A 20,478-nucleotide genomic window follows, 5' to 3' on the forward strand; every position below is an offset into this window, starting at 1 on the left:
AACGGGCAAACGCGATTGCAAAGTATTCCAAAGTCGTTCTACTCTACCTTTAGCCTGAGGGGAATGAGCAGTTATTATAGTGATGCCAAGTTCCCGCATAGCTCTAGAGAACTGAGTATCGTTACAAACCTTGCCTTCAAGCTGATCTTCAATAGAGAGTTTAGAAGCTTTAGTAGAAAGGAAGATAGCATGCCTATCGCTATAGATACTAGCAGGGATACCAAAGTTTTCGAGCATAAAGCGAGCGACTTCAAAATATCCTTGAAGGCATTCATTTTTAGTCATATAAAGACCGAGAACTTTGCCAGTAGCATCGTCGATAGCACCATGGATAGAATAGTTACAGCCAATACCCAGCCAATCAAATGGAGAGGAATCCATCTGAACTAGAAGGCCCATCTGTGGTTTTCTTTTTCGTCTTGTATGGGGTTTAAATCTACGGCGCTTTTTAGGGCTTTTAATACCGGTAGAGTTAAGGATATTGTAGATGGTAGAGTAACTTAGCTTAATGCCATGGAATCTTTCAAGAAGCTCGTTAAAATGTTTGAAGTTAGCATTTTTGTAGTTGTCAGACAATTTAAGAGAGATAATTTTACCTTTAAGTTCATCGGAAACAGCATGAGAAGGTTTACGGCCTTTGTTTTTATGAATAAGAGCAGAAACCCCGCTTTGCATCACACCCTTTCTTAATCTAATAACTTGACGTTCGCTAAGGCCTAAAACCTTTGCTGCTTCCTTGACAGTTAATAAACCCTCAAGGGATTTTTGAATGACAACATACCTATTAATTTGTTTTTGTGACATTGAATAAAACACCTCGTTCCTCATAGTGACATTTTATCATATTACTCTACAACATGACATTATCATAAAATAATCACACCCACATAATTTTTTACCTTCCAATAATTTTAAATTGTGATATAATAACAATAAAAACATGAGAAAGTTTAACCAACTTTGGTAAAAAGTGGTGATAGGCTGCTTAGGGAAATAAAAAAATATCTTCCTGATCTTTATAAGAATCTTATGAGGATTTATGAGTATATTGGAACACCTGATGAAGAGAGGGTTATTAGGGAGGAGTATGAAAAGATTGACGGAATTTCAATAGATTTTGGCGTTATGCAAAGAACCCATAGGGCAGTTGTAATTCCAACTAATTTTGTTTGGGACGATATAGGAAGTTTTACATCCCTTGAAAGATTCTTAAATAGGGACGAACACGGCAATGTAATATCCAACTGCGAGGCTGCAGTATTGGATGTAAGGAATACAACGATTATAGGAGAAAAGAGGCTTATTGCAGCTATAGGCGTTAAGGATATGCTTATCATTGATACTGATGATGTTGTTTTAATTTGTCCAAAGGATAGAAGCCAGAGCATAAAGGACCTTGTAAAGAAGATTTCAAATATGGAAGAATTAGAAAGGTTCATATAACGGTTGCACAAGCAGCCGTTATATAATTCACAAACAATGATAATAATAATCATTTACATCGTATTGATTTTTATTTATAATTTAAGTAAATATACATTAAAGGAGGATGATTAAGGTTGAGGTTTAAAAAATTAGGAATCATTATGGTTTTAATTTTAAGCCTTATAACCAATTTAGCCTGCTCAAAAAAGGAATCCTATAAAAGTGAAACCTTAAAGGAGGAAGTTATAAGTGCTGAAAATTCAAACAAGACAGAAGTGATGGAAGAAAAAAATAATAGTGAAAAAGTAAATGAACATGTTTACAATAATAATCCTAAGGAGATAAAGAATACAAGTAAAATCGATAATAAAAAAGTTAATATTTCTAATAATATAAACAACACAAAAGAAAAAGCAGGCACAAAAACAAAAAATGATAAGGAAAATGATATTCAAAAGAATGTGGTAAAGGAAGACGATAAAAAAGAAACGAAACAAATAGAAACTCAACAGAAAATTACCTATAAAGATGGAATTTACATTGGAAGTTCTGAAGGGAAAAACGGTGAAATTAAAGTGCAGGTTACAGTAAAGGATGGAAGAATTCATATTATTGAAATATTATCTCATAGTGATACGCAAAATTTATTTGAAATTGTTTATAAAAAAATAGCCAGTGCAGTATATGAAAAGCAATCAGCGGAGGTTGAAATAGTTTCCGGTGCAACTTTAACTAGCAATGGGCTCATTAGGGCAATTAGTAATGCTTTGGAAGGGGCAAATAATTCAAAATAATAATCATTATCATATTGACATAATAAAATTTAAATGATAATATATGAATATGAAAATCATTATCAAAAATGGAGGGATAATATGAGAAAAATTGTTTTATCAACGCTTTTAATATTTACTTTAGTATTTAATGTTGTATTTGCTGCACCACCAGCACACTTTAAAGGTAAGGATGTAAAATATATTTTTCCCCATGCAGTAACAAAGGATGGACTATTGCCTATAGAAGGTAAAATTACAGCTACGGATTATGCATCAATTTTAAAATCTATAAATAATGTTCAAGATAATAACTTAGCGTTAAGAAGCAAAGTAGCTTCCTATTATGTTGAACTTGCTAAAACTACACAAAACTTATTTTTCAATGAAGATGGATCAATAGTTTCTTCTTATGATTATACTGATAATGAATATCACAATCAAAATAAGACAGATATTGCTTCAATCGCTCAAATGAGCATTGCCTTTTATGATGCCTATGTAAATAATGTAAAATTTAATTATGGTTTATTATATAAATCTACGATTAATAATTTAGAAAGATACATAAAAACAGCTAAAAAGTCAGAAAGAAGAACAGCAAAGTATAAAAAGGCTGTAGCTGATCTTGCAAGATACAAGAAAATAGTTCAGAATGCAGCAACTTTCCAAAAGAATGTTAAGGATTTGAGTTACAAAAATGCCCTTTCAACTTCAAGCTATGTTTTAAACAACCTTTATAAGGAAGGAAAATTTTATAATGATCCGTCCCTACAAAGTATAAATTATGGAACTATGGGAAACGGTCTTTTAGCTTTAAATGTTCAATGGAATCTATCAGGAACTAATGATAAGCAAAGATTAACACAAATAGCAAAGGAAGTTTATGATTATATAAATGCCTCCTATGATGAAGAATATAATGTTTTTGTATTTTCGGGAGATAGACAAAATGTTAAATTTGATTTAAGGGATTTTGGAACATTCCTTTGGGGAGCTAAGGAACTTTCAACAATATTGATTCAAAATGGATATGGAATTGAAGCAGCAAACTTAATGTTAAAGACTACAAAGATGGTTAATAAGGTGATTGTAAAGGATGTAACATATAAAAATGAGGGAATAGCAAGGGAAATAGCTGTGGTAAACGGTGTAGTTAGTGCTTCAAGGGATGAGATAAACACCGGAAGATTACATCAATTCTTATATGGATTTATGAAATGGAATGAAAGCCAATTTACAAGTTTTATAGGTGTGCATTCAAAGAACGTTATGTTGGCAAAGAACATGCTAATCAATTCAATTAAAAATCATATTGATGCATTTGCAATAATTCATGATACGAAGTTTACAGATGTTACAATTAAAAATGATGCCAAAGAAATCCCTTATATAGCTTGGTTTATGGTAACAGCAGACTATTTTGCAGAAAATCACAAGCACCATCTTTCAAAGGAAGAAAATGATTTGATACAAAGGGCAATACAAAAGAACTATGATTTTCTTATGAATAAAGTGTTAACCTTAGGGAAAAACATGTAAACTTAAACTTAGGTGCCAGGCACCTAAGTTTAAGTTTTTTTGTTGAGAAGGATTTTTTACTTTTTTGTAGAATAATTATATTACATTAAAAAGAAAAGGGTGGGATGGATGGAGCTTGTAAAACTAGTTGGAATAATTGTTTTAACAAGTATCTTTGCTAAAATAATGTTATTCTTTACTGAACCTTTCCTTGCCATTGTATTTGCCTGTGCCTTTGCTACTATGCTAACTTTTTCATTAATAAGAAGGGAAAAGATTATTGAGAAAACGGTTATTTCTGATGCCAAGTTGGATTTAAAGGAAACATCAAAAAACCTTGCTGAAGCAAGTAAGAACTTATATATTTCAACTAATGAAATTAATAATTCATCAAATCAAACGGTAAATTTTTCAAAGGAGATAGTAAAACTTGTGGAAGAAGATGACAAAAGTATAAACCTTATTGATGATGAGTCAAGAAGTATCATAAATAATATAGATGTAATTGAAGTGATTTCAAATGAAACTAAGGAACTTTCAAATAAAAATATGAGGGTTATCGAAGAAAGCAGTAGAACCATTAAGGACATAATCAAGAATTTCAATGATATAGTGGGAATATATAAAGAATATTTAAGCATTACAGATGAACTTACAAAAACATCGGAGAGCATTTTTGAAATTTCAAAAAGTATAGATGATATTGCAAATCAAACAAATCTTTTATCATTGAATGCAAGCATCGAAGCTGCAAGAGCAGGAGAATATGGTAGAGGTTTTCTGGTTGTTGCCAATGAGGTTAGAAAACTATCGGATCAAGTAAAAAGCTTTAATATGAATATAAAAAATTTAACTAATGATATTAAAGAATCTATAGAAAAAATGCAGAAGATAAGCTATAGCAGCAATGAGAAAATGAAAAATATGAATGAGTTTTTCATAGAGGTTGATGATGCTCTTAATGATATATTTGATGCATCAAACAACCTTGATGTAAAGGTTGATGAAATAAAAGAGGGTTCAAAGGGTGTAAGGAATTCGGTAGAAATTACAAAGGAAAGGATAAATGTATTAAAAACCTCCCATGATAAAACTTTGGAGTATATAAAATTAACTGCTAAAATGCTCCAAAAACAAAGGGAGATGGTTGAGAATTTAAATAAGGTAATGACGGATATATCAAATCTTAGCAACAATTTTTTAGAAGATTCAATAGACGAAGATAAACAAAAAAAGTTACAGGAGATAGCAATAAAGATTAAGGAGTATAAAGGTTCTAAGGATGCCGATTCACTTAAGAAACTGTGCAGGGAACTTGGGATAAACGATGTTTATTATGCTAATGAAAAGGGGATATTTGAATACGGGACTACAAAGGAAGCAATTGGTCTTAATATCTTTGAGATAGATAAAAGATATGTGGACTTTGTAAGATCCAATAAGGACTATGAAATATATCCCTTAACAAGAAGACTAGATACAGGCGAACTTTATAAATTTTTAGCCATAAAAAGGGAGGATGAAAAGGGAGTTATCTCAGCAGGAATATCAATAGATAACATATTGAAGTTATAAATTTAGGATCAAATTAATTGGAAAAATATGAAAATGTCCAAATGTCAAAAAGTCAAGTGGCAGGCACTCCTTGAATAAAATATAGTATAGCAAAATTGTGGTGTAAATTATGGGGGAAGATTTAGAAAAGGCAGGGTTTATTTTAAAATATGAAAATACGAAAAATCTTTTGGAATGTGAGTTGACTCCCTTAACGGATGTTCTTTTAAAATTATCATATATATGTGTAAACTTTGCCAATACGGCGAGTATAATAAAAAATATAACTATAAATGAAACCCATGAGGTTAAGGAATTTTTAGATATAGTTTTTGATATGAGAAAGGTTGCAGATAAGCTTGAGGATATTATAGAATGTCGTTCGGAAATTATATTTAGGCTTATTAAGGCCGGGGTTTTTGATGTTAAAAATGTGTTAGATGAAGAAAAGAAATGATAAAAGCACCAATTGCTTAATGTAGTAATTGGTGCTTTTTATTGGAAAATAATAGAAATGTCCAAATGTCAAAAAGTCAAGTGGCAGGCACCATATATATTTAATGTTTCTTTAACGGTTTTTTCCCATGTGAAAAGTTTACTTCTTTCATATCCTTTATTTGCAATATCCTCTCGAAGTTTATCATTGGAAAGGAGTTCTTCTATAGCTTTCTGAAGGGCGTATATATCTTTAGGATCGATTAAAAGGGCTCCATCGCCTACGATTTCTGGGATGGATGTCACATTAGACGTTATTACAGGAGTTTTACAGGACATTGCCTCAAGGGGTGGGAGGCCAAATCCTTCGTATAGGGAAGGGTATAAAAAAATAGTTGAGGCGTTATAAAAATAGGGAAGGTCCTCATAGGGGACATATCCTGTAAATACAACTCTATCAATTAAATTAAGATCAAAACACATTTTCTCGAGCTCATCCTTTTCATCCTTTGCCTGTCCTAATATTACAAGCCTTATGTCCTTGCTTAAATTTTTCAAAAGATTTGAATAGGCTAAAATTATGGATTTTACGTTTTTCCTTTTGCTAAATCCACCAAGGTAAAGAAGAAAATCAAAGTTTATGTTGTATTTTGATTTAAGATAGTTTATGCAAAGCTCCTTATCAAGAGGCTTAAAATATTTTTCTGCTGCAAGGTAGGTCACTTTAACCTTTGATTCGTCGACGTTAAAAAATCTTATGATATCTTTTTTGGAGTAATTGGATACGGTTATTATAAGATCGGATTTTTGGATGATTTTGGGCATCTCCGTTAGGAACTTTTTAAGATAACCCTTTCCTGCAGTCTCAGGCATTATATAAGGAATGAGATCATGGATGGTGGTTATTATTGTTGTTTTTTTTTCTTCGGGAAATCCTATCCCATTTTGGGGAAGATGATACACGTCAATTTTGTTTTTTACTAAGTTTTGGGGGATAAAGTGTTCCTCAAAAAAACGGTGCCCCCTTCTTGAGGTTATGCATGCCCTTATATTTTCCTTAACAACCTTATCATAGTTTCCGCCATGCCAATAGAGAAGATACTCATTTTCATGGTCCAAAATCGATATATACTTAATTATATTTTGAATATATGTTCCAATGCCGGTTCCAGCATACCAATTATATCCCCTTGCATCTATTGCAATCCTCATTTAATCACTCCTATTATGCTTATATTTTATTTATATTACAATAAGGTTAATTTTGTGCATGGATTTAATCACACAAGTTAAATATTTACATATTATAAAATAGAATTGCTTTTGAGAGTGAGCTTTATGGAAGAATTAATTAGGCTAATAGAAAATAAATATAGTATTAAAGTTTCAAATATAGAAAAATACAAAAATGTTTATAAAATAACCTCAGGCGAGAGGGAGTATTGCTTAAAGGTCTCAAAGTATGACAAAGAACAATTTGAGTTTATTATCTCCTGTATTATGCACCTTATAAATAATGGTTTTAAAAAAGTTCTTCCAATAATAAAAACAAAGGATGGTGATGACTATATTGAATTAAATGAAGGATTTGCATTTTTAACAGATTGGACTAACTCAAGGCATGTTGATTTTAAAAATTTAGTCGAACTTAAAAGGGCCGTTGAAACATTAGGGGAGCTGCATATAAAATCAAGAAATTTTCAATATAAAAAGGTTAAGGGAAGAAACCTTTATGGAAGATGGATTGAAAAGTTTGAAAAAAGGCTAAATCAGCTATTACTTTTTAAATCCATAATAGTTTCAAAGGTTGAGAGGACTCAGTTTGATGATATTTATCTTAGGCATATTGATGTTCATTACAAACAAGCCCTTGACGCTATAAAAAATCTCAAAGAATCAAAGTATTTTGAGATAATGGAGAGCCATAAGGCTTTAAAGGAATTTTGCCACCATGACAGTGCAAATCATAATTTTTTAATAGATAATTTTTTAAATATATATATTATCGACTTTGACTACTGCATAATGGATTCCCATCTTCATGATCTTGCAAGCATCATAATAAGAAGTTTAAGATACGGAAATTGGAGCATGGATACATTAGAATATATAATTTCGATTTATTCAAATTTTACCCCAATAAATAAAGATGAACTTTACTTGATATACTGTTTTATGGAATTTCCTCAGGATTTTTGGCAGGTAGGACTTCAATATTATGTTGAAAAGCAGCCCTGGGATGAGGAGTTTTTCTTAAAAAAGCTTTTAAAGGTTACCGATGACCATAAGGAAAGATTTAGATTTTTAAATAATTTTAAATCAATATTTTAAGGTGATGATATGAGTGAGGAAATGGAAAAAAGGATAAAGGATATTAAGGAAGACATTAAAAAACTAAAGGAACTTAAAAAGCTTGAGAAAAAGTATGAAAAATTAAAAAGAGAAAAAGAAGAGATAGAAAGGGAAATTCAAAGGATGATGGAAAGACAAAATAAAGAAAAGAAAAAAAGACATTAGGGGTGGGATGATGTTAAGGGAAGTTGATTGCAAAGAGTGGCAGATTGTTTTTGCAAGGACATTGCAGGAATATTTGTATAAGAATGGTTTTAAAAATCTAATTGAAATTAGATATAACAAGGAAGGAAAACTATATACCATAAAAAATAAAAAGCTATATATCGATACGGAAAAGGTTGAAGGAAGACCCTTTGAGATAGATGGGGAGAAAAGTATTAAGGAATTTTGTAAAGTCCTTTCTGAATTCCATGGAGCTTCGGAGGGCTTTGTTCCACCACCGGGAATTAAGATAAATGTAAGGTGGGGGAAATTAACAGAGCGATATAAAAGGTATTTAAAGGATTTTGAAAGAATAAAGGATAGTGAAAATAAAACCTCCTTTGAAGCTGCCCTTGAACCCTATTGGGAGGAAATTTATAAAAGGGCAAAGGAAGTCATGAAAACCTTTAGGAGTATTCAATATCTTTCAGCATTAGAGGAGAGCATGAAAAAAAGGGAAGTTTGCCTTAATACCATTTCAAAGAATACAGCGATAAAAACAAAAAGAGGAATATATTTATTTGAAATATTTGATTCAGGCTACAATATGATAGAAGAGGATATAGCAAAGCTTATAAAAAGGGGAATTCAAAAGACAGGCAAAAAAGAGATTTTTGATATAGTATTATCTGAATATGAAAAGTATAGGGCATTGAACTCAAATTCAATAGAATATATAAAGGCCTATGTGTCCTTCCCATATAATACCCTAAAGCTTGTTTCAAAATATTTAAAGGGCAAGGAAATAGATTACGAAAAGAAACTTGAAAAGGCACTTTTAAGGGATAATCAATGCAACCTTTTGGGGGTGTAAGGGGTGGATTTAATGCCAAAGGACAAAAAATTCCTTGCTGACTTTTTTTTAGATGACAGGATGTTCGATGAGTTTAATTTAAAAGTTAATGAGGCACATCCCGTAAGGTCAGTATTTGTTCTTACGACGAATCAGGGGATAAAGATATTAAAAAAGGTTAAGTATCCTTTAGAGGATTTAGAGTTTATATATAATTCCCTAAATAAAATTAGAAAGAATTATCCCTACGTTATAAATTTTAGACTTACAAAGGAGGGAAAGCCCTATTTAATATATAACGATGAGGTATATGTTGTATTAGACTGCGTTGAAGGTAGAGAGGCCCTTTACCAAAACCCATTGGATTTAAAAAATGTAGCGATGGCCCTTGCTAAGTTTCATGAGGCTTCAAAGGATATCGGCTATTACGATAAAAAAAGCTTGGTTGGCAAAATGGTGGAAAGATTATTAAATAGAATAAAGGATCTTGAAAAATTTAAAGAAATAGCTAGTATGCACTACTATAAAACCGAATTTGATAAAGTATTTTTGGAAAATGTGGATATAAATATTGAAAAATCTAAGGAGGCTGTGGATTATTTAAAAGGGACACAGGACAGGCATATAAAGGACTATGTATTCTGCCACCATGATCTTGCCCATCATAATGTTTTGATGGGAAACGATGATAATGTTTATTTTTTAGATTTTGATCTTTGTATTTTGGACACAAGGGTTCACGACCTTGCTAATTTTATAAATAAAGCTTTAAAGGATAACGCCTTTACAATCGAAACGATTAATATAATATTGGATAATTACAACAAAATAAGCAAATTAACTAAGGAGGAAATAAACATTCTTTATGCATATCTTCTTTTCCCTAAGGATTTTTATGATATTTCAAGGGATTACTATTTAAGGACAAAGCAGTGGGATGAGGATGAATATGTAGAAAAGCTTATCAGAAAGGCAGCATATAAGGATGATAAGGATAGGGTTTTAAAAAGTTTTAAAAAGATATGGTTATAGGGCTGATTACTCAGCCCCTTTCATGCTTTTTATTATATAATATATAACTCCAATGCATATAAATACATCGCCTATGCTAACGACATAACTTCTTATAAATTTAACGGGGATAATGTCCCCTAAAAACCAAAACAAGGTTTTCTCATTTTGAAGGACGTATAAACCTTCCTTTGCGATGTTTATATTATCCTTTGAAGGATAAAGACCTGCTGCAACAGCAGAATCAGGATTTACTGGCATCGCACCGCCGTTTAGGAATATCGCAAGGGCGTTTAATAAAAATCCAATGGCAATCGTGACGATGGCTTTGTTTTGCCTATTCAAATAAGCAAATATGAAAATCAATATAAATTGCAGAAGATAAAATATGTAGGTTATGAGTCCTCTTTCAATAATGCCCTTCCTTACAAGGGTAAATAAAACTATTTCAATTGAAAAGGCTATGATTGGGATATATATTCCCTTTAAATCTGAACCATCAAGTCTTTTAATATCTCCCTTAAGTAAAAGACCAATTATAATTCCTAAGATGGCAGAAAGAATGAATAGCATATTCTAACCTCTTTCTTTACAGGATTTTTGTTTTTCACAGGCTCTAAGATAGGCCTCAACTACCTTTGGATGAAACTGCTTTCCGCTGTTTGTTATTATCTCCCTCATAATCTCCTCCTGCGAAAGGGCCTTCCTATAAACCCTGTCCGTCATCATTGCATCTATGGAGTCGGCAAGTTGGAGGATGAAAACGTCAATTCCAAGCTCTTCACCCTTTTTACCTGTCGGATATCCTTTGCCATCATATCTTTCGTGGTGATATCTTATAATTTCTGGTATTCTTCCAAGGTCTTTAATATTCTTTACTATTTGGTATCCTATTTCAGGATGCTGCTTTATTATGTTATATTCTTCTTCAGTTAATTTTCCAGGCTTGTTAAGGATGGCATCGCTAATTCCAATTTTTCCAACATCATGAAGATATGCAGCAAGCTTTAACTCTTCTATTTTGCTTTCACTAAACTTAAGTTCCCTTGCAATCATTTCAACAATCCTTGCTACATTTCTTGAGTGTCCCTCTGTGTATTTATCCCTTGATTCAAGGGCGTGCATCAAAACTTCGATGGTTTCCATGTATTTGGATTTTGTTTCGATGTAGAGCATAAAGGTATATCTTGTAAAAATAATGATAATCATAACTACTATAACGCCTATAACGTTAGAAGTGCTATATAAGTAAGTTAAAAAATATCCTAAAGGAGCCATAGAAAAAATGTTTAAGAATCCAAATAGAAAATTTGACTTAAAAATTTTAAAAAAGAGTCATTTGTTAATATAGAGAATAATGTTGATATTATTAATGCATTTGTTAATAAAAATATTAATGGAATCAGTAAAAATTTTAATAAATCTACAATAGCATTGTTTGTTATTTCAAATTGTGAGATTAATTTGTTTGTTAATATCGATGAACAATATACTGAAATAACTACATTGCTTATATTAAATAATAATTTTTTTATTTCTATGTTTAGTATGTGAAGATATTTTTCACCTTGTTTGAAAATTCTTAAAGCTACTCCTAATCCAGCAATAATCATTGAATAAAAAGTTCCAAACAAATATATTGAGGCAAAAAATATTGCAAAACTTGGGCTTATTGCTAATCTTTTATATATTACTAAAGAAGACTCTGTAATTATAGATAATATTATAAATAACAATATTCCTAATGAGTTTTCACTAAAAGGAATAGAATTTGATTTATACGCACTAATCAAAATAACTATTGCTAATGTATATAAAATAAACAAATATAAGTATTGTTTTAATTTTTTCACTAATCTCCCTCCTAAAATAAAAGGCCGATTATATTTTACACCCATGTAAATACTGATCCACCTGCTAAAGCAAGTGTTAAAAGAGCTATGATTGCAGGTAATATTTTCTTCATGCAGATTACCCCCTTTGCGTTTTGGCTAACAGGGCTCCGCTATTGCCTGTTGCGTTGCTCCGCTAAAGAGGAAAAGGATAAATATAATCGGCCTTTTTGCACACTATTGAGTTATCTTTTCAATTCGTCTGTTTATTGCATCCAGTGTTGCCCTTGCAATTGCTTCGTTTAAATCCTTTCTTACTATGGCAGAACCAACGAGGGCTTCTTCGTTGCCTGTAACAAGCGCATTAACTATTACCGTAACCACAGTTACAGTGTTTGTTGTGTTGACTAAAACATCCTGAACATCGAATAGGTATTCTTGTCCAATAATCTTTTCTACAGCCTCTAAGGTTGCCTTTGCGATGAGCTTTTTCCTATTTGCCTGAGTGTTTATTCCTGAACCTTCAACGGAATATTCAATGCCATCATAGGTTAAAATAACGCTATATTCAATCTTATTTAGCAAAGTCTTTACCAATACGCTATGTAGCTTAACCCTCTTAGGGCTTACCATATCATCCGATTGAATTACCGCAATGCTTATTTTGTTCTTATCTATCTTATAATCATACTTTGCAAATAAAGTGGATTCTATGTCCCTTGCTATCTGCTTTGGGGATCTTGAGCTGTTTGCAAGGACATGAATTTCACTTATTTCATCATTTTCAAAAACCACCTTACAATTTAAAACTCCTTCTATCCTATTTATCGTTTCTTGAACTAGTGTAAGGTCCATTAATATCCCCCCGCCCTAAAATCTAAGTATAATAATAGCATATTTTGGCTCTGTCCTCAATTACAAAAAACAAAAAAAGGCCCTAAATTTAGAGCCTTATTTCGACAATTTGCTAAAAACAGTCAAAGTTTCCACCGCAGTTTTTTTCCATGAGTAGGAGGAGCTTCTTAATAGTCCCTTAAGTTTTAAATCTTCATAAAGCTTTTTATCCTCAATTAATCTTAAAATGTTTTCTGCTATTTCATAAGGATTTTGAGGATTTACATAAAGGGCATCTTCTTTTAAAACTTCAGGAATGGATGTGGTGTTTGAAGCAATTACAGGCGTTCCGCAAGCCATAGCCTCAAGGGGCGGAAGGCCAAATCCCTCATAAAAGGAAGGGTAAATTAGCATATAGGAGGCATTATAAAAAAGTGGTAAGTCCTCAACGGGGATAAATCCCGGGAAAAGGCATTCATTTTTAAGTCCGAGGCTAAGGGCAAGGTCCCTGTAATCGTAGTAGGAGCGACCCTTCTTTCCAAGGATCAAAAGTTTAAATCCCTTTATCTTATTTTTTATAAGGCTAAAGGCTTGAATTAGCCCTTTTATATTTTTCCTTGGACTAAATCCACCAACATATAGGATAAAGTCCCCCTCAAGGCAATATTTTTCTTTAATAATTTTCCTGCAATATTCCTTATTAATTGGTTTATAAATATCCTCTGCAGCAAGATAGGTTACATATATTTTGTCTAAAGGATAGCCCAATGTTTTATGGATGTCCATCTTAGAGTATTCTGATACAGTTATTATCCCATCACAAAGGGGAACTATTTTAGGGATCTCCTGAAGATATATTTTAAGATATTGGGGTCCGACGGTTTCAGGCATTTTATAAGGAATTACATCATGAAGGGTTATTACAAATTTACAAGTTTTCTCATAGGGAAGGCCTATTCCATTTTGGGGAACGTGATAAATTTCTATACCCGTATCGGTTAAAATGTTTGGAACGTCAACCTCCTCCCAAAAGGTCTCCTTATCGCTTTTTTCAATATGTTTAACCTTAAAATTTTCATCAAGCTCAAAATCAAGTTTGTCCTTGGGAAGAAATAAAAGATAATCATTTTCTTTGTCAATTAAGCATATATTTTTAATTAGCTGATAAGTGTAGGTGCCAATGCCCGTTCCTCTATACCAAATGGAAGCTCTTGAGTCTATTCCGATTTTCATAGGATCACCTATTAATTATATACAGTTTATATTATGAAGAAATCTTTGATTTGGTGAATATACATAAAAAAAGTTAAAAAACATAAACATTAGTAGGGGGTGGTAAAATGGTTAGGGAAACTGAAATTTCTACACAGTTTGGATTTGAGATTAGGGATCTTATTCCCCAGAGGGGAGTATATCTGATTAAAACTAATAAGGGAAACAAATGCTTAAAGAAGGTAAATTACGGTCCGCATAAGCTTATGTATATATATAAGGCTAAGGAACATATTATAAAGAACGGTTTTGATAAAATTGATAAAAACGAATTATCCCTAAAGGGTCTTCCCTATGCCATCGTAAATGAAGATCTTTATGTAGTTACTGAATGGATAGATGGAAGGGAATGCGATTTTAGAAATGATGAGGATTTAAAGATTGCAGCAAAAACTTTGGCAAAATTTCATCTTGCTGCAAGGAGTTTTGTTCCAGAGGATAATTTAAAGGCAAGAAATGATATTGGAAAACTTCCCTATACCTTTGAAAAAAGGCTTACAACTTTAAACAAGATGAAGGATATCGCAAGGAAAAACAAGAAAAAGACGGAGTTTGATATTTTATATCTTGATAACGTAGACTTTTATATAGAACTTGCAAAAAAGGCGATAGAAAAATTAGACCTTGATGCCTATAATAGGGTATGCCAGAAGGACTTAAACGATAAAGTCCTTTGCCATCATGATTTTACCTATCACAATATACTTATAAAAGACAATGGGGATGTTTACATCGTCGATTTTGATTACTGTAAAGAGGAAATTCAAATATATGACCTTGCAACATTAATGGTAAAGGCTCTAAAGAGGGTTGATTGGAGCCTTGAAAAGGCAAATTTAATAGTGGATAACTATAATGCCGTAAAGCCTATTAGTGTTGATGAATTAAAAGTATTAAAGGCACTACTTGCCTTCCCGCAGAGATTTTGGAGGATTGCAAATAGGTATTATTACAAAGAACCAGGCTGGAGTGAGGCAAGCTTTATTAAGAAGCTAAGGGAGATTTTGGACGAGAAGGATAAGTATATAAGCTTTTTAGAAAGTTTTTGATCCGGGAAATTTCCCGGATTAAAAACTGTTGAAAGTTATTTTCTTAGCCCCGTGAAGGATTTCCCTGGCATTCGCTCATTTTGCTAAGCAATTCTAAGCTTTTCTTTGTTTTCAAAAGTCCTACCCTCGTGAGCCGACATCCGTGTCGGCCACTCGGCTCTGCACGTCCATGTGCAGAATTACGGACTTTTGCAAAGTCGAAAAGCAAGAATTGCTAGAGCTCATGAGAGATGCCTTTCTGAAATCCATTCACGGGGCTCTTGCAAAACCAAAAACTAAAAAGAGTTTTCCTATAATATGTAATCCGGGAAATTTCCCGGATTTTTTTGTCAAAAGAAAGGATTGTTACATATTATGGTATTATAGAAATCTTTGGAGTATGTTTATGGAAGAGTTAAAGGTAGGGGATATAGTAGTTAGAAAATCCTATGGTGGGGATGTGTATTTTAAAATAACTCAAATCGTAAAAAGAGAGGATGGAACAAAGCTTTATATTTTAAAAGGAATAGAGCTGAGGATAATTGCAGATGCCCTTGGGGAGGACCTTTTAAGGCCGGATCTTAACAAGATTGCAGAATATGATGAGGTATTTAATAGAAAGGTTAATGCAAAGATTAAAAAGATTCTTTTAAGCAGGAAAGTTCCCTTTAAAGGTAAAAGGGGGGAAGTTAAAGAAGAAAAGGGGATAGTAGGAAGACCAGGAAGGGTTTTGCACATCGATGGAGATGAGGAATATTTAAATATTTGCCTTAGAGGTTATAGAAAGCTTGGCATAAATGTCGTTGGAAGGTTTGTTCCAGAAGCAGAACAGCCTAACGTGATTATAGACCTTTTAAGGGAGATAAAACCCGACATATTGGTTTTAACAGGGCATGACAGCATAGCAAAGGGGGCACAGAATTTTAAGGATATAAACAATTATAGAAATTCAAGATATTTTGCTGAGGCGGTAAAAAGGGCAAGGGATTATGAACCCTCCTATGACGACCTTGTTATATTCGCAGGGGCCTGCCAATCCTATTATGAAGTGTTAATTGAGGCAGGTGCAAACTTTGCTAGTTCACCATCAAGGGTTTTAATCCATGCGATGGATCCTGTTTTTGTCTGCGAAAAAATCGCCTTTTCCAGTATAACAAAGTTTTTATCCCCAAATGAAGTTTTAGAGAGCACCATAACCGGCGAAAAGGGTATAGGTGGTTTAGAAACCAGAGGAAAATACAGAGAATCTTCCCACAAGATTTAGGGGTGGTCATATGGAGGATATTAAAGTTAAAGTTAAAGATGAAGTTTATGGACTTGAAGAAGCAGCTTTATATTTATTTGCTAAAATTAAAGAACTATATGAATATGAAAGGGAAACCCTAAAGGCCCTTGCTGTTTTAATAAGGAGCAAAATTGCAAGGAATATAAGGAATTTAGAGGGGTGCAAGGAGGATTTAAGTTTAAATAAAGGTGAATTCGATAAACTTGATGATAAGTTAAAGAATAAGCTTATAGAGGCTATTAAAGAAACTGCTGGAATAATTGCAAAATATAATGGCAGGATAGTTGACCTATATTATACTAAAAATTGTTCTGGAGCAACTGCAAATTCAGAGGATGTTTTAGGATACCATATAGGATATTTAAGGAGGGTTTTTTGCGACTTATGCAGGGCAAAGAAGGATGAAGTGGAAGTTGAAGTTAAAAGGATTATGGAGCTTTTTAACCTTTCCTCTTCTAGCTATAAGGAAAAAGTAGAGGGACTTATAGAAGAGGTTGAAAGGGACGACATGGGGAGAATAAAAAAGTTAAAGTTTATGAATAAAGATTTAAGTGGTAAGGATTTTGTAGAAGGATTGAATTTAAAAAGCAATAGGCTGTATTTTCTACAAAAAAGCATCGGAGTTAAAGAAATAGGTGAGGGCCTTGGACTTGGAGTTTGCCTTGATGGTGCTGATGCAATGGCAAAGATGGGAAAAAATTATGAGGATATTTTAAAATACTATTATACAGGGATAGAGCTTTTTAAACTGAATAAGGATTATATCTTAAATAACTTTAATGATAAAAAAATACTAATCGACCCAGGACACGGTGGAGATGATACGGGAAATATATCCGATATAGCTGAAAAGGATATAAATCTTAAAGTTTCACTTTATCTTAAAGAATATTTAGAAAAAAAGTCCTGTAGTGTAGTTATGACGAGGGATAAGGATGAATACCTATCCCTACAAAAAAGGGTTGATATCATCAACAAGGAAAGGCCAAATTTTTTTATCTCAATTCACATGAATCATTTTTATAACGACACAGTAAATGGAAGTGAGGCCTATTGCTATAAGGATGATGAGGAGGCCATAGAACTTTCAAATCTTATTTTGAAAAATCTTAATAAAGATCTTAACTTAAAAAACAGAGGGGTAAGGGTTGGGGACTATTTTATTTTAAGGGAATCCAAGGTTAGCGGGATTATATTAGAATGCCTGTATATGACAGGCAGGGAGGATAGAGCCATTTTGAATGAGGAGGGTTATAAAAAAATCGGGGATTGTATATATAAGGCCCTTTGTGAGTTTTACGGGATAAATTTCTAATAGAATCTTTGTCAAACTCTATAGTTGATAATAATAAAAAGATTAAATGAATAATAAAGAGAAAAAAGAGAGTTATATTTGAATGATTGTAGAAAAAGACATTAATTCTTTTGTTGACACATTGTAAAAAACTTGTTAAAATAATTAAATTAATTATTGACGAAACACCCTCAATGGTGTAAAATATTGTAGTGGAAAGAGGGTGTTTCTTATGAGAGGAAGAGATCTTTTAAATGCCATCAAAAAAGATATTGATGAGCATGTTGGAGAGAGGGTCGTTGTTAAGGCTAACAACGGTCGCAAAAAGTTTACGGTAAAAGAAGGCATCCTTGAGAAAACATATCCTCATATATTCATAGTAAAAGTCGAAGGAAGCGATAATACAACTCGAACGATATCCTACAGCTATTCAGATATATTGACGCAAACAGTCCAGATAATATTCAAGAATAAAAACGTAGCAATGTAAAAAGAAGGCCTTTTGGCCTTCATTTTATTTTGTAACAGAAAAGCCGCCAAAAGGCGGCTTTTCTGTGGGGTTATGGGTTTGGCAGCTATTTTTTAGGGGGATAAACAAAGGTTATCGACAAAATATTATTATAAAGAAATAAAATTTTATGTCAACATTTTTTAAGAAAGAAGTAATATTTTTAATTTTGCGAATATATATTATATTAGGTAAATTAGGGTGGGAGGGATTAAATTGTCAGTTGAATATGTAAAGGATGTAATAAATTACGAGGAGCTTATAGGAGAAGGCCAATCCCAGACTATGGTTAATGGGGATATAGTAATATCCGAAAGGGATGGAGATGTTTCTAAAGTTCTTTATTGTGATGGAGAGGCTGTAGTTTTAAATTGTCAGGTTGTGGAGGATAGGGTAATAGTTGAAGGGAGGATGAACTTTAGAGTTTATTATTCCTCTAACGATACAAGGAACATATATAAAGTCGAAGCATCCTCAAATTTTACCCATAATATCCAAATCCCAGGCGCAAGAAATGAACACAGCCCAAAAGTAGAAGCAGAAATAGAACATATGGAATATCAGGTTACTACAAATAAAAAAATAAGGGTTAACGCTGTTATTAATCTTAAAGGACATGTTTATAATAGAGCGACAAAGGAAACTATTGTAGACATCAAGGGACAGGATGTTCAGATGCTAAGGGAAAGCGTAGAAATAGATGAATACTTAAGGGATGTAAAGGAAGAATCCATGATAAAGGCAGAAATAAATTCTGAAAAGGAAATAGAAGAAATAGCTAAGACGGAGGTTTTTGTTTATAAGAGAGATTATCAAGTTCTTGATGGCAAAGTTTTAGTTAACGCAACGGCAAAGGCAAGAATGCTTGTTAAGAGCAAGGATGGAGAATACTTTATGTTAGAGCAAGACATCCCCTTTAGCCATGAAGTTGTAGCTGAAGAAGTAAAACCAAACATGAAGATCGATGTTATGTGTAAAGTTAAAGAAACTTATGCAGAGGTTTCAGAAAACGAAGAAGGGGAAAGAAAGGTAGTTTCAGTTCAGGCAAATGTAGAAATTTATGTTAAAGTTTATTCGACTAGGCAGCTACAAAATATATTGGATGCCTACTCGTCTGATTCAAGGTATGAATTTGAGAAGGAAAACATAAAATGCTTTTCATACCATGATGAGGCTACGGATTCACAGGTTTTAAAGGATAGAATAACTGTTCCTGAGGATGAAGCAATTGTTGAAGTTAAATATGTCGATGCAAAGCCAGTGATAACCGAGGTTAAGGTTTTAGAGGATAAAGCTACCTGTGAAGGTATTTTAAGATGTAATCTTGTTTATGTAAAGGCAAAGGAAGAACCAGAACTTGAAGGATATGAAGAGGAACTCCCCTTTAAGTTTACTTTAGATATTCCTATGGCAAAAATAGATATGCTTCCAACCTGTTCAGTTAAACTTGAGAGCCTAAGCTATGAAAAATTTGCCGATAAGGAAGTTAACGTAAAGGCTAACCTTGTATGCCATATGAAGCTTTACAAAAAGAGCGTTTATGATATATTAAAATCCCTAAAAGAAATCGATATAACAGAAATGATAAAGAACATGCCAAGCCTTGTTATATATACTGTTCAGCCCCATGACACCCTCTGGAAGATAGCAAAAAAATACGGAACCAAAGTAGAGGATATAGTAAAGCTAAATGATATCGAAAATCCGGATTATATCGAACCAGGGATGAAAATTATAGTTCCTAAAAAGACATTTATGAAATAATTCAAGGGACGGTTCATTACTATTATAAATTTGTTAAAGACAAATTTGTAATGAACATAGTGTAAAATTATTGTAGGACGAAAAAGGACAAAAAATTTAAAAGAGACAACCCCTGTGGTAAAATAAAAAGTGGAAAAAACACAAATCAATAAGGGGGTGTCTCTTTTGAATAATATTATACAACATGATATTATACAACAACATTTAATAAATTTCACTACTAAATTAATAAAAAATGTAGAAGAAATGCTGTCAAAAGAATGGGATTTTACAAAACTTGTTGAGGTAGTTAAAGAATCGACTGATGAACTTGGAAGGAATATAATAAAAGACTTTTTAGAAGAATTAGATAAAGCGATTAAAGAAGATGATAAGAGAAAAAAGGAATGGATAGTTGAAAGAAAAGACAAGAAAAGTATTATTACGCTCCTAGGAGGAATAGAATATTCAAGAACATACTACAAATCAAGAAAGAGCGGAGAATATAGATATTTACTTGATGATGTTATAGGTATAAGGAAACATGAGAAGGTGGATAAAGAAGTAAAGATAAGGCTTGTAGAGAATGCAATCAACATGTCCTACGAAGAAAG

Annotated in this window: 22 protein-coding genes; 15 read left to right on the forward strand and 7 right to left on the reverse strand. The window is 32.6% G+C overall.

Going from position 1 to position 20,478, the window contains the following annotated elements; all coding sequences use genetic code 11:
- The coding region (locus tag CAAU_RS05430) for an ISNCY family transposase (protein WP_040306053.1) at positions 1 to 804 on the reverse strand (804 nt) is incomplete at its 3' end.
- 156 nt (positions 805 to 960) lie between these two features.
- On the opposite strand from CAAU_RS05430, the gene CAAU_RS05435 reads away from it, so the two are divergent.
- From CAAU_RS05435 to CAAU_RS05455, 5 genes are all read left to right on the forward strand, one after another.
- A complete protein-coding gene (locus CAAU_RS05435) occupies positions 961 to 1,443 on the forward strand; it encodes a mannose-1-phosphate guanylyltransferase (RefSeq protein ID WP_008908420.1) in 483 nt (160 codons plus the stop codon).
- 116 nt (positions 1,444 to 1,559) lie between these two features.
- Positions 1,560 to 2,219: an FMN-binding protein gene (locus CAAU_RS13900; protein WP_008908421.1), complete on the forward strand. Its 660-nt coding sequence runs from the start codon at positions 1,560 to 1,562 to the stop codon at positions 2,217 to 2,219.
- 81 nt (positions 2,220 to 2,300) lie between these two features.
- Positions 2,301 to 3,740 carry a hypothetical protein gene (locus tag CAAU_RS05445; RefSeq protein ID WP_008908422.1) on the forward strand — a complete coding sequence of 480 codons (1,440 nt, stop codon included), beginning with the start codon at positions 2,301 to 2,303 and terminating at the stop codon, positions 3,738 to 3,740.
- A 108-nt stretch (positions 3,741 to 3,848) separates the two neighbouring features.
- Complete coding sequence (locus tag CAAU_RS05450) at positions 3,849 to 5,294, forward strand: methyl-accepting chemotaxis protein (RefSeq protein WP_008908423.1); 1,446 nt, start codon at positions 3,849 to 3,851, stop codon at positions 5,292 to 5,294.
- Between the two features lie 109 nt (positions 5,295 to 5,403).
- A complete protein-coding gene (locus CAAU_RS05455; RefSeq protein ID WP_008908424.1) occupies positions 5,404 to 5,730 on the forward strand; it encodes a hypothetical protein in 327 nt (108 codons plus the stop codon).
- Between the two features lie 68 nt (positions 5,731 to 5,798).
- Here CAAU_RS05455 and CAAU_RS05460 read toward each other — a convergent pair whose 3' ends face one another.
- Positions 5,799 to 6,920, reverse strand: coding sequence for a glycosyltransferase family 4 protein (locus tag CAAU_RS05460; protein ID WP_008908425.1), 1,122 nt, complete (start codon positions 6,918 to 6,920; stop codon positions 5,799 to 5,801).
- Between the two features lie 126 nt (positions 6,921 to 7,046).
- Here CAAU_RS05460 and CAAU_RS05465 point away from each other — a divergent pair, with 126 nt between their 5' ends.
- Genes CAAU_RS05465 through CAAU_RS05475 form a run of 4 tightly spaced genes read left to right on the forward strand, consistent with a single transcriptional unit; the run spans position 7,047 to position 10,089 of the window.
- Positions 7,047 to 8,039: a CotS family spore coat protein gene (locus CAAU_RS05465; RefSeq protein WP_008908426.1), complete on the forward strand. Its 993-nt coding sequence runs from the start codon at positions 7,047 to 7,049 to the stop codon at positions 8,037 to 8,039.
- Between the two features lie 9 nt (positions 8,040 to 8,048).
- A complete protein-coding gene (locus CAAU_RS14590) occupies positions 8,049 to 8,225 on the forward strand; it encodes a hypothetical protein (RefSeq protein WP_008908427.1) in 177 nt (58 codons plus the stop codon).
- A 10-nt stretch (positions 8,226 to 8,235) separates the two neighbouring features.
- Positions 8,236 to 9,078 (forward strand): protein kinase family protein, encoded by an 843-nt coding sequence (locus CAAU_RS05470; protein ID WP_008908428.1) that lies wholly within the window; start codon positions 8,236 to 8,238, stop codon positions 9,076 to 9,078.
- Between the two features lie 12 nt (positions 9,079 to 9,090).
- Complete coding sequence (locus CAAU_RS05475; RefSeq protein ID WP_008908429.1) at positions 9,091 to 10,089, forward strand: CotS family spore coat protein; 999 nt, start codon at positions 9,091 to 9,093, stop codon at positions 10,087 to 10,089.
- A gap of 6 nt (positions 10,090 to 10,095) precedes the next feature.
- Here the strand turns inward: CAAU_RS05475 and CAAU_RS05480 are convergent, their stop codons facing one another.
- From CAAU_RS05480 to CAAU_RS05500, 5 genes are all read right to left on the reverse strand, one after another.
- On the reverse strand, positions 10,096 to 10,641 hold the full coding sequence (locus CAAU_RS05480; protein ID WP_008908430.1) for a DUF5317 domain-containing protein: 546 nt from the start codon (positions 10,639 to 10,641) through the stop codon (positions 10,096 to 10,098).
- Positions 10,642 to 10,644: 3 nt separating this feature from the next.
- Complete coding sequence (locus CAAU_RS05485; protein ID WP_192811187.1) at positions 10,645 to 11,277, reverse strand: HD-GYP domain-containing protein; 633 nt, start codon at positions 11,275 to 11,277, stop codon at positions 10,645 to 10,647.
- Positions 11,278 to 11,357: 80 nt separating this feature from the next.
- On the reverse strand, positions 11,358 to 11,921 hold the full coding sequence (locus CAAU_RS05490; protein WP_040306056.1) for a hypothetical protein: 564 nt from the start codon (positions 11,919 to 11,921) through the stop codon (positions 11,358 to 11,360).
- Between the two features lie 216 nt (positions 11,922 to 12,137).
- Positions 12,138 to 12,755 carry a hypothetical protein gene (locus tag CAAU_RS05495; protein ID WP_008908433.1) on the reverse strand — a complete coding sequence of 206 codons (618 nt, stop codon included), beginning with the start codon at positions 12,753 to 12,755 and terminating at the stop codon, positions 12,138 to 12,140.
- Between the two features lie 96 nt (positions 12,756 to 12,851).
- Complete coding sequence (locus CAAU_RS05500) at positions 12,852 to 13,967, reverse strand: glycosyltransferase family 4 protein (protein WP_008908434.1); 1,116 nt, start codon at positions 13,965 to 13,967, stop codon at positions 12,852 to 12,854.
- A gap of 107 nt (positions 13,968 to 14,074) precedes the next feature.
- On the opposite strand from CAAU_RS05500, the gene CAAU_RS05505 reads away from it, so the two are divergent.
- The 6 genes from CAAU_RS05505 to CAAU_RS05530 all read left to right on the forward strand — a co-directional run.
- Positions 14,075 to 15,055: a CotS family spore coat protein gene (locus CAAU_RS05505; protein WP_008908435.1), complete on the forward strand. Its 981-nt coding sequence runs from the start codon at positions 14,075 to 14,077 to the stop codon at positions 15,053 to 15,055.
- Between the two features lie 385 nt (positions 15,056 to 15,440).
- On the forward strand, positions 15,441 to 16,298 hold the full coding sequence (yabG, locus tag CAAU_RS05510) for a sporulation peptidase YabG (RefSeq protein ID WP_008908436.1): 858 nt from the start codon (positions 15,441 to 15,443) through the stop codon (positions 16,296 to 16,298).
- A gap of 10 nt (positions 16,299 to 16,308) precedes the next feature.
- Complete coding sequence (locus CAAU_RS05515; protein ID WP_008908437.1) at positions 16,309 to 17,634, forward strand: N-acetylmuramoyl-L-alanine amidase; 1,326 nt, start codon at positions 16,309 to 16,311, stop codon at positions 17,632 to 17,634.
- A gap of 211 nt (positions 17,635 to 17,845) precedes the next feature.
- The gene (locus CAAU_RS05520) at positions 17,846 to 18,103 is read left to right on the forward strand and encodes a Veg family protein (RefSeq protein ID WP_040306060.1); all 258 of its coding nucleotides are present in this window, start codon (positions 17,846 to 17,848) and stop codon (positions 18,101 to 18,103) included.
- A 234-nt stretch (positions 18,104 to 18,337) separates the two neighbouring features.
- Positions 18,338 to 19,885, forward strand: coding sequence for a DUF3794 and LysM peptidoglycan-binding domain-containing protein (locus tag CAAU_RS05525; RefSeq protein ID WP_008908438.1), 1,548 nt, complete (start codon positions 18,338 to 18,340; stop codon positions 19,883 to 19,885).
- A 165-nt stretch (positions 19,886 to 20,050) separates the two neighbouring features.
- Positions 20,051 to 20,478: UPF0236 family transposase-like protein (locus tag CAAU_RS05530; protein ID WP_040306062.1), on the forward strand; the 428-nt coding region annotated here is incomplete at its 3' end.

Origin of the sequence: Caloramator australicus RC3, from assembly GCF_000297115.1 — a bacterium.
GTDB lineage: Bacteria > Bacillota > Clostridia > Clostridiales > Caloramatoraceae > Caloramator > Caloramator australicus.